The sequence below is a fragment of the Pseudomonas sp. KB_12 genome, from assembly GCF_052114545.1.
In the GTDB taxonomy this organism is placed as follows: Bacteria; Pseudomonadota; Gammaproteobacteria; order Pseudomonadales; family Pseudomonadaceae; genus Aquipseudomonas; species Aquipseudomonas brassicacearum.
Genome location: NZ_JBFREY010000022.1, coordinates 1 through 12,481 on the forward strand (window position 1 = coordinate 1; position 12,481 = coordinate 12,481).

Genomic DNA, 12,481 nt, shown 5'->3' on the forward strand with positions numbered 1-12,481 from the left:
AGTTCACGCTCAGGCCCTGGTCAACAATCATCTTGCAGACTCTTAGCTTGAAAGCGGCGTCGAATTTTCTGTACTTCTTGGTCATGGAATATTCCTCAATAGGTGTAGTTTCACCTATTGAGGTGTCCGGGACTATTAGACCAGCTCAGCCTGTGCCGCCGTCATCGCGAGCAAGCTCGGCTCCCACAGGGGATTGCCATAACCCCCAGATCTGTGAACACACAGGAACCCTGTGGGAGCGAGCTTGCTCGCGATAGCGGTGGGTCAGTTGGTAGAGATGCTGCCTGTGCCGCCGTCATCGCGAGCAAGCTCGGCTCCCACAGGGGATTGCCATAACCCCCAGATCTATGAACACACCGGAACCCTGTGGGAGCGAGCCTGCTCGCGATAGCGGCGTGACAGCCAGCACATTTTCGACTGACACTGCGCCATCGCTCCCACAAAAAAAGACGCCGCCGGCCATGTACCCCTCGCTCACTTCCCTAGCGCCCTGCGACCTCGATACCCTGCTGCGCAGCCTGCAGCCCATCGCCCCGCTACTGGACACCCTCGCGGACGTGGTGTTTTTCATCAAGGACAAGCAAGCCCGCTACGCCTTCGTCAACCAGACCCTGGCCCGGCGCTGCGGTTTCAAACACAGCGGTGACCTGCTCGGCCTCACCGCCGACCAGGTGTTCCCCGAGCGCTTCGGCCCGCTGTACACCGAACAGGACCGCCGGGTGCTGGCCAGCGGGCGGGAGTTGGCCGACCAGCTCGAACTGCATTTGTATTACGGTAACCAGCCCGTCTGGTGCCTGACCCACAAGCTCGCCCTGCACGATCCAGACGGTCAGATCGTCGGCCTGGCCGGTATTTCCCGCGACCTGCAACTGCCGCAATCGAGCCATCCGGCGTTCCACAAACTGGCGGCGGTGGACGCCCATATCAAGCAGTACTTCGCCCGCCCCATCAGCCTTGCCGAGCTGACCGCCATTGCCGAATTGTCGGTGGCGCAACTGGAGCGGCACTGCAAACGCATCTTCCAACTCACGCCACGGCAGATGATTCACAAGGCGCGACTGGAAGAGGCCTCACGGCTGTTACTCGACAAAGACCTGCCGATCACCGAGATCGCCCTGCGCTGCGGTTACACCGACCACAGCGCCTTCAGCCGCCAGTTCCGGGCCCTGACCAGCCTGTCGCCCAGCCAATATCGCGAGAATCAGCGCTGATCCTTGTTCCCTGATGGGGCATCGGATCCTGTGGCTGCTCCCATCTGTAACACCCCGAATCCAACGTAGCACCCCGCGCTTATGTGTGCCGCCCGTCAGGAACGCCTCTAGGTCAGCCCTCCAGCACGATTACTGCGCCGCAAGCAGAAACAGGCACGCCGATTGCTTATCTAATATCGTATACGAAATCCTCAATACGATATCTCACCGCATTTATTCGACAGCGAGGCATTTATGAAAAACCCTGCATTGGCCGTAGCCCTCAGCATTGTCCTCACCCCGCTTTTCATCGCTTCCGCCCACGCCGACAAGCTCGATGACATCATCGGCTCCGGCAAGCTGCGTTGCGCCGTGACCCTGGACTTCCCCCCGATGGGCTTTCGCGACGAAAGCAACAAACCGGCGGGCTTCGACGTGGACTATTGCAACGATCTGGCGAAGGTCCTCGGTGTCGATGCCGAAGTGGTGGAAACCCCATTCTCCGACCGAATCCCCGCGCTGCTGTCCGGCCGCGCCGATGTCATCGTCGCCTCCACCTCCGACACCTTGGAGCGAGCCAAGACCGTGGGCCTGACCGTGCCCTACTTCGCCTTCCAGATGGTCGTGCTGACCCGCGACAACACCGGCATCAACAGCTACGCCGACCTTAAGGGCAAAGCCCTGGGCAACACCAGCAGCACCTACGAAGCCATCGCCCTGGAGAAGGACCAGAAGAGCTGGGGCAGCGGCAGCTTCCGCGCCTACCAGTCGCAGAACGACACCTTGCTGGCCGTCGCCCAAGGGCACATCGATGCCACCGTGGTGACCAACACCGTGGCCGCCGCGACCCTCAAATCGGGCAAGTACAAGGGCCTGAAGATCGCCGGTGACGCGCCCTACGTCATCGACTACGTGTCCCTGGGCGCCAAGCGCAGCGAATACGGCCTGCTCAACTACCTCAACCTGTTCGTCAACCAGCAGGTGCGCACGGGTCGCTACAAGGAACTGTTCGTCAAATGGGTCGGCACCGACATCCCGCCGGCCAACCTGACCGTTCCCCAGGTCTATTACTGAGGATCGGCGCATGCCAAGCACGCCTGTCCGTGTGAAAGGCCGCAGCCTGGTGGAGGGTGCCGCCCAGGGCGCCCTGCTGTTCGCCGAGGTAGGGCTTAGTTTCTGGGGCGGGGTCGATCCAGCCAGCGGCGAAGTCATCGACCGCCACCATCCCTTGAGTGGTCAGCGCCTGGCCGGGCGCGTGCTGGCGATCCCCAGCGGACGCGGTTCCTGCACCGGCAGCAGCGTCTTGATGGAGCTGATCAGCAACGGCCACGCGCCCGCGGCCCTGGTGCTCGCCGAAGCCGATGAAATCCTGACCCTGGGCGTGCTGGTGGCGCAGGTGATTTTCCAACGCTCGCTGCCAGTGGTGTGCGTGGGGCACGAGGCCTTCAATGGGCTGCGCGGCCAGGGTTTCGTGCGCCTGGAAGGCGACGTCCTGACACTGTCTGGCCGGCCCCCAAATGACGGTTGGCAAGGTTCTGACCCAGCGCCGCTGCCGCCCACGTCCTCAACCCTGGTGCTGAGCGAACAGGACCGGGCGTTGCTCGACGGCACCTACGGCAAGGCCGCCCAAGTGGCGATGCAAATCGTGCTGCGCATGGCCGAGATCCAGGGCGCCACGCAACTGCTGGACGTGACCCAGGCCCACATCGACGGCTGTATCTACACCGGCCCGGCCAGCCTGCGCTTTGCCGAACAACTGGTGCAGTGGGGGGCAAAGGTTCGCGTACCCACCACCCTCAATTCCATTTCCGTGGACCAACGTCGCTGGCGGGAACTGGGCGTCGATCCGGCCCTGGGCGAGCCGGCCAGTGCCCTGGGCGATGCCTACATGGCAATGGGCGCCCAACTGAGTTTCACCTGCGCGCCCTACCTGCTGGACACCGCGCCAAAGGCCGGCGAACAGATCGTCTGGGCCGAATCCAACGCGGTGGTCTACGCCAACAGCGTGCTGGGGGCGCGCACGCAGAAGTACCCGGACTTCCTCGATATCTGCATCGCCCTGTGCGGACGGGCACCGTTGACCGGCTGCCATCTCGACGACCCGCGCAAGGCCCGGCTGATCGTCGACGTGCCGGCGCTGGGTCAGGTGGATGACAGTTTCTATCCACTGCTGGGCTATCACATCGGCATCCTGGCGGGCCGGCGCATCCCGCTGATACGTGGGCTGGAACACGCCGCGCCCACCCTGGACGATCTCAAGGCCTTCGGCGCTGCGTTCGCCACCACCAGTGCCGCGCCGTTGTTCCACATCGCCGGGGTAACGCCGGAAGCCCTCGACCCGGCCGATGTCCTGGAGAGCGACGTCACCTTGCCGCAGGAAAGCGTCGATGCCGCCGGCCTGCTTGTCAGTTGGCGTGAGCTCAACAGCGCCCGGGACAACTGGGTGGACGTGGTGTCCCTGGGTAACCCGCATTTCTCCCTCAGCGAATTCGCCGCCCTGGCGACCTTGTGCGCGGGCCGGGTCAAGCATCCGTATGTGGTGCTGGCGATCACCTGCGGCCGGACAGTGCTGGAGCAGGCCCGCAAAGCCGGGTATCTGACCGCCATCGAGGCGTTCGGCGCGGTGCTGGTGACCGACACCTGCTGGTGCATGTTGGGCGAACCGGTGATCCCGCCCCACGCCACCACCCTGATGACCAACTCCGGCAAATACGCCCACTACGCACCGGGCCTGGTCGGGCGTGGGGTGCACTTTGCCGCCCTCGCCGAATGCGTCGAGGCCGCCTGCACCGCCGCGGCCCGCGGCCAGCCGCCGACGTGGCTGCAACCCACCGCCCGCACCGGGAGCCCGACTCATGTTTGACTACAGCTTCCAATGGCGCCCTGCCTTGCGCGCCCTGCCCGACATGCTCGCCGGGGCCTGGGTGACGTTCGAGACCGCCGCGCTGTCGATGATTTTCGGCGTGCTGATCGCCCTGGTACTGACGGTAATGCGCCAGGCCCCGAATCGCTTGCTGCGGGGCGTGGGCAATGGCTGGGTGTCCATCGCCCGCAACACGCCCTCGCTGTTCCAGATCTACATCCTCTACTTCGGCCTCGGCTCCCTCGGCCTGCACGTCAGTTCCTGGCTGGCCTTGCTGGCCGGGATCACCTTCAACAATGCCGGCTACCTGGCGGAAAACTTTCGCGGCGGCCTCAAGGCCGTGCCCAGTACGCAAATGCGCGCCGCCCGCTCCTTGGGGATGAGCGCCTTCCAGGCGTACCGGATGATCATCGTCCCGCAACTGTTGCGCATTGTGTTCTACCCGTTGACCAACCAGATGGTCTGGGCGGTGCTGATGACGTCCCTGGGGGTGGTGGTCGGCCTGAACAACGACCTCACCGGTGTCACCCAGGAATACAACGTCAAGACCTTCCGCACCTTCGAATACTTCGCCCTCGCGGCGGTGCTGTATTACCTGATCGCCAAGCTGATCGTCGGGCTGGCCCGGCTGTTGTCCTGGCGGTTGTTTCGTTATTGAGGAGCGTGGGTCATGTTTTCTACAAGCCTCAGCGTCAACGACCTGCTGTATTTGCTCGAGGGGGCCTGGGTCACGCTGCAACTGACCGTCTGGTCGATCCTTTTGGGCACCCTGGCCGGGTTGCTGTTCGGTCTGCTGCGGGCGTTGTTGCCGCGGGCCAGCCTGCCGTTGGCCTGGTTGCTGGACGTGTTCCGCAGCGTGCCGTTGCTGATCCAGTTCGTGCTGTTCAACTCGCTCAAGAGCATCGCCGGCCTGAACCTCAGCGCCTTTGCCGTCGGTTGCATCGTCCTCGGCGTCTATGCCGCCGCTTACTTCACCGAGATCGTCCGCGGTGGCGTGCTGGCGGTGCCGTTGAGCACCCGTCGGGCCAGTCGGTCACTGGGCCTGAGCTACGTGCAGGACCTGCGGTTCATCGTCCTGCCGATTGCCACGCGGGTGGCCTTTCCCGGCTGGCTGAACCTGGTACTGGGCGTGATGAAAGACACCGCCCTGGTGATGTGGATCGGCATCGTCGAATTGCTGCGAGCATCGCAAACCATCGTCACGCGCATTCAGGAACCCCTGCTGGTGCTGTGCATCGCGGGCCTCATTTACTACGTCATGAGCCTGGTGGTCGCCCGCCTCGGCGCACGCCTGGAAAGAAGGTGGCAGGAAAATGATTGAGATCGAAAACGTGCACAAATCCTTCGGTGACCTGGAAGTGGTCAAGGGTGTGAGCCTGACCGTGGACAAGGGCGAAGTGGTGTCGATCATCGGCGGTTCCGGCTCTGGCAAGTCGACCCTGCTGATGTGCATCAACGGCCTGGAACCGATCCAGAAAGGCTGCATCCGCGTGGACGGCGTCGAGGTCCATGACCGCGCCACCGACCTCAATCGCCTGCGGCAGAAGATCGGCATCGTGTTCCAGCAATGGAACGCCTTCCCCCACTTGACCGTGCTGGAAAACGTGATGCTGGCGCCGCGCAAGGTGCTGGGCAAAAGCAAGCAGGACGCCGAAGCACTGGCGGTGCAACAGCTTGAACATGTGGGCCTGGGGGACAAGCTCAAGGCCTTTCCCGGCAAGCTTTCCGGCGGCCAGCAGCAACGCATGGCCATCGCCCGGGCGCTGGCGATGTCGCCGGACTACATGCTCTTCGACGAAGCCACCTCGGCCCTCGACCCGCAACTGGTAGGTGAAGTGCTGGACACCATGCGCATGCTCGCCGAAGACGGCATGACCATGGTGCTGGTGACCCACGAGATCCGCTTCGCCCGGGACGTGTCCGACCGCGTGGCGTTCTTTTGCAATGGCCGGGTCCATGAGATCGGGCCGCCGGACCAGGTGATTGGCAATCCGGTGCAGCCGCAGACGGCGGCTTTTCTCAAGTCGGTGAAATAGCCGATGGCCTCATCGCGAGCAAGCTCGCTCCCACAGGGCCTTATGTACACCACAGAGCTCTTTGTGGGAGCAAGGCTTGCCCGCGATGAGGCCCGACCAGACAACACAAGGATTTGATCCATGCGCTCATCCAGAATCATCCATGTAGTCAGTTGCCACGCCGAAGGCGAAGTCGGCGATGTGATCGTCGGCGGCGTCGCCCCTCCACCCGGCGCCACGGTGTGGGAACAGTCACGCTGGATCGCCCAGGACCAAACCCTGCGCAACTTCGTCCTCAACGAGCCCCGCGGCGGTGTGTTCCGCCACGTCAACCTGCTGGTGCCGGCCAAGGACCCGCGGGCGCAAATGGCCTGGATCATCATGGAACCGGCCGACACGCCGCCGATGTCCGGCTCCAACTCGTTGTGCGTTGCCACCGTGCTGCTGGACAGCGGCATCCTGCCAATGACCGAGCCCCAGACCCGCCTGGTGCTCGAAGCGCCGGGCGGCCTGATCGAAGCCGTGGCCGACTGCCGCGACGGCAAGGTACAACGGGTCGAGATCAAGAACGTGCCCTCCTTCGCCGACCGCCTCGATGCCTGGATCGAAGTCGAGGGCCTGGGCTCGTTGCAGGTGGACACGGCCTATGGCGGCGACAGCTTCGTCATCGTCGATGCCCAGCGCCTGGGCTTTGCCATTCGCCCTGACGAAGCCGCCGAACTGGTGGCCGTGGGCTTGAAGATCACCCGCGCCGCCAACGAGCAATTGGGCTTCGTGCACCCGTTGAACCCCGACTGGTCACACATCTCGTTCTGCCAGATCGCCGCGCCCATCGTCCAGGAAAACGGCATCGCCACCGGCGCCAATGCCGTGGTGATCCAGCCCGGCAAGATCGACCGCTCGCCCACCGGCACCGGCTGCTCGGCACGCATGGCGGTGCTGCACGCCAAGGGTTTGATGCAGGTCGGCGAGGGTTTTATCGGCCGCTCGATCATCGGCTCCGAATTCCACTGCCGCATCGACTCACTGACCGACGTGGCCGGACGCCCGGCGATTTACCCGTGCATCGCCGGACGGGCGTGGATCACCGGGACCCATCAGCTGTTGCTCGACCCAGCCGATCCGTGGCCCGAGGGCTATCGGCTTTCGGATACCTGGCCGGGCGCATGACTTTCAGATTCACCCAAAACCCTTGTGGCGAGGGAGCTTGCTCCCGCTGGACTGCGAAGCAGTCCTGAAGACTGACAACTCGGTGTGTCAGTCAGATCCTGAGGGCCGCTTCGCGACCCAGCGGGAGCAAGCTCCCTCGCCACAAAAACACTATCAAAAACGGAGACAACCCATGAGCAAACGCATCAACTGGAGCGGCGTCTTCCCTGCCGTCACCACCCAATTCAACGATGACTTTTCCATCAATCTGGAAAAAACCCACCAAGTGATTTCCAACGTCATCCGTGATGGCGTTTCCGGCCTGGTGGTCTGCGGGTCGGTGGGGGAAAACACTTCCTTGAGCGCCGAGGAAAAAATCGCCGTGACCGAAGTCGCGGTAGACGCCTCCCGTGGCCGCGTGCCGGTGATCTGCGGCGTGGCCGAATTCACCAGCGTGCAAGCCGCCAAGGTTGCCAACGCGGTACGCAAGGTCGGCGTCGATGGGGTGATGCTGATGCCGGCGCTGGTCTACGGCTCCAAGCCCTTCGAGACCGCCGAGCATTTCCGCTACGTGGCCCGCCACGCCGACGTGCCGCTGATGGTCTACAACAACCCGCCGATCTACAAGAATGACGTGACGCCGGACATCCTGATTTCCCTGGCCGATTGCGACAACGTGGTGTGTTTCAAGGACTCCTCCGGCGACACCCGGCGCTTCATCGACGTGCGCAACGAAGTCGGCGATCGCTTTGTGCTGTTTGCAGGCCTCGATGACGTGGTGCTGGAAAGCCTCGCCGTGGGGGCCGAAGGTTGGGTCTCGGGCATGTCCAACGTGTTCCCAAAAGAAGGCGAGACCATTTTCCGCCTGGCCCGCGCCGGACGCTTCGCCGAGGCGATGCCAATCTACGAATGGCTGATGCCGATCCTGCACCTGGACGCCCGCGCCGACCTGGTGCAATGCATCAAGCTGTGCGAAGCCATCGCCGGCCGCGGCAGCGCCCTCACCCGCCCACCGCGCCTGGCCCTGCCGGAAGCGGACCGGGTGTATGTGGAGCAGATCATGGCCAAGGCCCTGGCCAATCGGCCAGTGTTGCCGGATGTGGGGCTTTGACCCAAGGGCATGGCGCTAACTGGCGGTGATGGTGCCGCCGCTATCGCGAGCAAGCTCGCTCCCACAGGGATTTGTGGTGAATACACAATAGTGAGTTCATGCGACTCAACCTGTGGGAGCGAGCTTGCTCGCGATAGCGGTCTGCCAGAGCCGGCTATGCTGGATGTGCCGACCAAATCGCGAGCAAGCTCGCTCCCACAAAGTCTTGACGAGGCTTCCCATGAATTATTTCCTGGCCCAGGCCCTGAACAACCGATGGGCCAACCACAGGCTGCTCAGCGCCTGCGCGCAGTTAAGCGAGGCCGAATACGAAGCGCCGCGCACGGGGTTCTTCCCGTCCATGCAAGCCACGCTTTGCCACATCCTGGAAGTTGACCGCTATTACCTCACCGCCCTGGAAGGCGACCGGGATGGGCAGATAAAAGACTTCTCCGAGACCCTGGCCTTTGCCCAACTGAAGCAAAGCCAAACCCGGACCGACCAGCGGCTGGTGGCGTTCTGCGAAGCCCTGCGGAAAAAAGACCTCGCCCGCTACGTGGAGCTGGTGCGTGTCGACGGTGTGGTGCGCGAGCGCATCGACCGGCTGCTGTTGCACCTGTTCGAACATCAGATCCATCACCGCGGCCAGGTGCATTCGATGCTCAGTGGCACCGGCATCAAGCCACCGCAGCTCGATGAATTCTTCCTCGACTGCGACCGTACGTTTCGGCAAGAAGAAGAGCAGCAACTGCAACTCAACGAAAGGACCGTCTGGCAAGACTATCGTCCGGACTGAACGTCGCCCCTGGCCTCAAAAAAAATGCGATGGCCGCTGCCAGCCATCGCCAAATCGCCCACGTCAGGCGCTCTCAGATCGGTGCGGGAGACACGATGATTTTCACGTTGTGCTCCTTGTTATTGACCAATTCCTCGAAGCCCTGGCCGACAATCTGCTCCAGCTGGATGCGACCAGTGACCAGTGGGGAGATGTCCAGGCGTCCATCGGCGATGAAGGCAATCACATCGGCGAATTCACCGTTGTAGGCCAGCGCACCGAGTACCTGTTTTTCGGTTGAAACCAGTTCGAAGAAATTGAATTGGCTGGGTTCCTCGAAAATGCCCACCAACACACACTTGCCGGCCTTGCGGATCAGGTCGATGGCCAGTTTGGCGGTGTGTTTGTTGCCGATGCATTCGAAACTGACATCGGCCCCCAGGCCACTGGTCAGACGGCGGACTTCGGCCAGGGCGTCGCATTCGTTCGGATCGATCACATGGTTGGCCCCGACTTCCAGGGCCTTGGCCTTGCGCGCGCCGGACATTTCCAGGGCAATCACCTGGGCCGCCCCGGCGGCCTTGGCGCACATGATGGTGCACAGGCCGATGGTCCCGGCACCGACCACCACCACGTTCTGGCCCAGCAGGCTGCCGGCCTTTTTCACCGCATGCATGCCCACCGCCAACGGCTCGATCAGCGCACCGGCCTCGGCCGGGAAATCGGCGGGCAGTTTGTAGAGCAGGTTGGCTGGCACATTGACCAGTTCGGCGAACGCACCGTTGTTCATCAGCCCGGTGAAGGCCAGGTTCTCGCAAATGTTGTAGAGCCCGTGGGTGCAGTAATAGCAGGTGCCGCAGTGCTGGCAGGCGTCCGCCGCCACTGGTTCACCGACACTGAAGCCTTCGACACCGGCGCCCAGTTCGACGATCTCGCCGCAGAACTCATGGCCGAGGATGCACTGGCCCTTGATCCCGGTCAGCGGGTGCGGCGCGTCCACTGGAATGAACACCGGCCCGGCCACGTATTCATGCAGGTCGGAGCCGCAGATGCCGCACCATTGCACGCGGATCTGCACCCAACCGGCGGGCGGCGAAACCGGCAGTGGCACGTCTTCGACGCGGATGTCGTTGCGGCCATGCCAGACGGCGGCGCGCATGCTGCGGGTCGGCTTGATTGAAACATTCATAACGTTGCCTCCAGAATTTGTAGGGACGACGACGCGTGTCGCCGCCCGCTTGATCAGTGCTGCTCGATGAAGCCGAGGATCAGCCGGTTGACCTGCTCGGCCGCTTCCATTTGCACCATGTGGCCCTGGCCGGACAGCACCTCGACCTGGGCACTCAGCCCCTCGCCATGGGCCGCCGGGATGATTGCGTCATCGCTGCCCCAGATCACCAGGGTCGCTACGTCGCCGGCCTGCACCACTTCGCGCAAATCCACCTGTTGGTGGCCGTCGGCGAACAGCGTCGCTGACAGTTGCTGCAGCGCCGCGTCCACGCCCTCCAGGCGCTTGTACTTGAGCATGTCGTCAAGCATCTGGCGGTTGACCAGCTCGGCATTGGAAAACAGTTGCACCAGTTGCGGCTTGAGGGCGTTGCGGTTGGCCGCTTCGACAAAACCTTGCAGGTAGCTGCCGTTGATCTCTGCGCCCAGCCCGGCGCTGCCGATCAAGGTCAGCGACCGGACTCGCCGGGGCATCAGGCGTGCGGCATTCAGCGACACCGCCCCACCCATGGAATGCCCCACCAGATGCACAGCGTTGATGTCCAGGTGATCGAGCAAGGCCAGCACCACGCTGCTCAGTTCATCCAGGTCGCCGCGTTGCAGGGTTTTCGAAGATTCGCCGTGGCCCGGCAGATCCAGCGCAATGACCCGACGCCCGGCCGCCAACGCCTCATGGTTGAACAACCAGTTGTTCAGGTCGCCGCCGAAACCATGCACCAGCAACAGCGGCGTGCCGCCCTCGCCTCGCTCGAAATAGCGGATCACCCGGCCGTCCAACTCGACTTTCTGCGGTTTCGGCCCACTGTCTTCATCGGCTGCGTCACCGGGGACAAAGGTCGATTGGAACTGCTCGATGACCGCATCGATCTCGGCATCGCTGGCGTCGCCGTCGACCACGATGCCGAGCAAGGCGCCGACCGCCAGGGTTTCGTCCTGCCGGGCAATCTGCCGGCACAAGATGCCGGAAAACGGCGCTTCGACGCTGCTGGAGATCTTGTCCGTCTCCACGTCCATCACTTCATCGCCCTTGGTGATGGCCTGGCCCTCCTCCTTGAGCCAGGTATCGACCCGGCCCTCGGTCATCGACAGGCCCCACTTGGGCATGGTCAGGGTATGAATCTGGCTCATCAGCGCTTGCTCCACTCGATCACGTTGAGCACGGCTTGTTCGATCTTCGCCGCGTCAGGGATGTACAGGTCTTCCAGCGAGTCGGAGAACGGCACCGGGGTGTGCGGCGCGGTGACCATTTCAATCGGCGCCTTGAGCGCGCCAAAGGCTTTTTGCGCTACCAGCGCCGAAATATCGGTGGCCATGGAACAGCGTGGGTTGGCCTCGTCGATCACCACCAGGCGCCCGGTCTTCTCGACACTTTCCAGGATGCTGTCCTCGTCCAGCGGGCTGGTGGTGCGCAAGTCGATGACTTCGCAGTCGATGCCACGTCCGGCCAGGCTGCGCGCCGCGTCCATGGCGGTGTTGACGGTGCGCCCGTAGGACACGAGGGTCACGTCCTTGCCATCGCGCAGGAAATTGGCCTCGCCAAAGGGAATGGTGTAGAGCTCTTCCGGCACCTCGCCCTGCATGCTGTAGAGCAACTTGTGCTCGCAGAAGATCACCGGGTCGTTGTCGCGGATCGCCTGGATCAGCAGGCCCTTGGCGTCGTAAGGCGACGATGGGCACACCACTTTCAGTCCCGGAATGTGCGTCCACAACGATGTGAGCATCTGCGAATGCTGGGCGGCGGCGCGCAGGCCGGCGCCGACCATGGTGCGGATCACCAGGGGCGTGGAGGCCTTGCCGCCGAACATGTAGCGAAACTTCGCCGCCTGGTTGAGGATCTGGTCCAGGCAACAGCCGGCAAAGTCGACGAACATCAGTTCGCACACCGGGCGCACGCCGCAAGTGGCGGCCCCGACCGCCGCGCCGACGTAACCGATTTCCGACAGCGGCGTGTCCAGCACGCGTCCGGGGAACTGGTCGTAAAGCCCCTTGGTAACGCCGAGCACGCCGCCCCAGGCGTCGTTTTCACCGGGTGCGCCGGCACCACCGGCCACGTCCTCACCCATGATGAAGACGCTGGAGTCGCGGCGCATTTCCTGGGCCAGGGCCTCGTTGATTGCCTGCTGATAGCTGATTTTTCTCGCCATGATGGGATTCTCTATTGTTGTTATTCAG

The 12,481-nt window shown here is 63.2% G+C and carries 12 protein-coding genes; 9 read left to right on the forward strand and 3 right to left on the reverse strand.

All coding sequences use genetic code 11. The annotated features are described in order from the left end of the window. Positions 1-461: 461 nt before the first annotated feature. The 9 genes from AB4Z20_RS18400 (at position 462) to AB4Z20_RS18440 (ending at position 9,103) form a co-directional block, all read left to right on the forward strand. The gene (locus tag AB4Z20_RS18400; protein WP_320388761.1) at positions 462-1,211 is read left to right on the forward strand and encodes an AraC family transcriptional regulator; all 750 of its coding nucleotides are present in this window, start codon (positions 462-464) and stop codon (positions 1,209-1,211) included. A 234-nt stretch (positions 1,212-1,445) separates the two neighbouring features. After that, complete coding sequence (locus AB4Z20_RS18405; protein WP_258688287.1) at positions 1,446-2,264, forward strand: ABC transporter substrate-binding protein; 819 nt, start codon at positions 1,446-1,448, stop codon at positions 2,262-2,264. Positions 2,265-2,274: 10 nt separating this feature from the next. After that, positions 2,275-4,053 (forward strand): cis-3-hydroxy-L-proline dehydratase, encoded by a 1,779-nt coding sequence (gene lhpI / locus AB4Z20_RS18410; protein WP_442090355.1) that lies wholly within the window; start codon positions 2,275-2,277, stop codon positions 4,051-4,053. Beyond that, positions 4,046-4,711, forward strand: a complete 666-nt coding sequence (locus tag AB4Z20_RS18415; protein ID WP_013693525.1) for an amino acid ABC transporter permease — start codon at positions 4,046-4,048, stop codon at positions 4,709-4,711. Before lhpI ends, AB4Z20_RS18415 begins: the two co-directional genes overlap by 8 nt. Before the next feature lie 12 nt (positions 4,712-4,723). Next, positions 4,724-5,374 carry an amino acid ABC transporter permease gene (locus AB4Z20_RS18420; protein WP_003202560.1) on the forward strand — a complete coding sequence of 217 codons (651 nt, stop codon included), beginning with the start codon at positions 4,724-4,726 and terminating at the stop codon, positions 5,372-5,374. Continuing rightward, entirely contained in the window at positions 5,367-6,089 is a 723-nt protein-coding gene (locus AB4Z20_RS18425) for an amino acid ABC transporter ATP-binding protein (protein WP_258688289.1), read from the forward strand. The genes AB4Z20_RS18420 and AB4Z20_RS18425 overlap by 8 nt, the downstream gene beginning before the upstream one ends. A 120-nt stretch (positions 6,090-6,209) precedes the next feature. Continuing rightward, positions 6,210-7,238, forward strand: a complete 1,029-nt coding sequence (locus tag AB4Z20_RS18430; protein WP_442090356.1) for a trans-3-hydroxy-L-proline dehydratase — start codon at positions 6,210-6,212, stop codon at positions 7,236-7,238. 172 nt (positions 7,239-7,410) lie between these two features. Further along, positions 7,411-8,328, forward strand: a complete 918-nt coding sequence (locus tag AB4Z20_RS18435) for a dihydrodipicolinate synthase family protein (protein ID WP_046062708.1) — start codon at positions 7,411-7,413, stop codon at positions 8,326-8,328. A gap of 220 nt (positions 8,329-8,548) precedes the next feature. Next, on the forward strand, positions 8,549-9,103 hold the full coding sequence (locus tag AB4Z20_RS18440; protein WP_442090357.1) for a DinB family protein: 555 nt from the start codon (positions 8,549-8,551) through the stop codon (positions 9,101-9,103). A gap of 73 nt (positions 9,104-9,176) precedes the next feature. Here the strand turns inward: AB4Z20_RS18440 and AB4Z20_RS18445 are convergent, their stop codons facing one another. The 3 genes from AB4Z20_RS18445 to AB4Z20_RS18455 all read right to left on the reverse strand — a co-directional run bounded on the left by AB4Z20_RS18445 (position 9,177) and on the right by AB4Z20_RS18455 (position 12,453). Further along, positions 9,177-10,241 (reverse strand): 2,3-butanediol dehydrogenase, encoded by a 1,065-nt coding sequence (locus AB4Z20_RS18445; protein ID WP_442090395.1) that lies wholly within the window; start codon positions 10,239-10,241, stop codon positions 9,177-9,179. Between the two features lie 83 nt (positions 10,242-10,324). Continuing rightward, positions 10,325-11,437, reverse strand: coding sequence for an acetoin dehydrogenase dihydrolipoyllysine-residue acetyltransferase subunit (locus AB4Z20_RS18450; protein WP_442090358.1), 1,113 nt, complete (start codon positions 11,435-11,437; stop codon positions 10,325-10,327). Next, entirely contained in the window at positions 11,437-12,453 is a 1,017-nt protein-coding gene (locus AB4Z20_RS18455; protein ID WP_014339122.1) for an alpha-ketoacid dehydrogenase subunit beta, read from the reverse strand. The genes AB4Z20_RS18450 and AB4Z20_RS18455 overlap by 1 nt, the downstream gene beginning before the upstream one ends. Between the last annotated feature and the right edge of the window lie 28 nt (positions 12,454-12,481).

Coding starts and splice junctions, on each gene's coding strand:
- AB4Z20_RS18400 (WP_320388761.1), top strand. CDS start 462: ATGTACCCCTCGCTCACTTCCCTAGCGCCCTGCGACCTCGATACCCTG.
- AB4Z20_RS18405 (WP_258688287.1), top strand. CDS start 1,446: ATGAAAAACCCTGCATTGGCCGTAGCCCTCAGCATTGTCCTCACCCCG.
- lhpI (WP_442090355.1), top strand. CDS start 2,275: ATGCCAAGCACGCCTGTCCGTGTGAAAGGCCGCAGCCTGGTGGAGGGT.
- AB4Z20_RS18415 (WP_013693525.1), top strand. CDS start 4,046: ATGTTTGACTACAGCTTCCAATGGCGCCCTGCCTTGCGCGCCCTGCCC.
- AB4Z20_RS18420 (WP_003202560.1), top strand. CDS start 4,724: ATGTTTTCTACAAGCCTCAGCGTCAACGACCTGCTGTATTTGCTCGAG.
- AB4Z20_RS18425 (WP_258688289.1), top strand. CDS start 5,367: ATGATTGAGATCGAAAACGTGCACAAATCCTTCGGTGACCTGGAAGTG.
- AB4Z20_RS18430 (WP_442090356.1), top strand. CDS start 6,210: ATGCGCTCATCCAGAATCATCCATGTAGTCAGTTGCCACGCCGAAGGC.
- AB4Z20_RS18435 (WP_046062708.1), top strand. CDS start 7,411: ATGAGCAAACGCATCAACTGGAGCGGCGTCTTCCCTGCCGTCACCACC.
- AB4Z20_RS18440 (WP_442090357.1), top strand. CDS start 8,549: ATGAATTATTTCCTGGCCCAGGCCCTGAACAACCGATGGGCCAACCAC.
- AB4Z20_RS18445 (WP_442090395.1), bottom strand. CDS start 10,241: ATGCGCGCCGCCGTCTGGCATGGCCGCAACGACATCCGCGTCGAAGAC.
- AB4Z20_RS18450 (WP_442090358.1), bottom strand. CDS start 11,437: ATGAGCCAGATTCATACCCTGACCATGCCCAAGTGGGGCCTGTCGATG.
- AB4Z20_RS18455 (WP_014339122.1), bottom strand. CDS start 12,453: ATGGCGAGAAAAATCAGCTATCAGCAGGCAATCAACGAGGCCCTGGCC.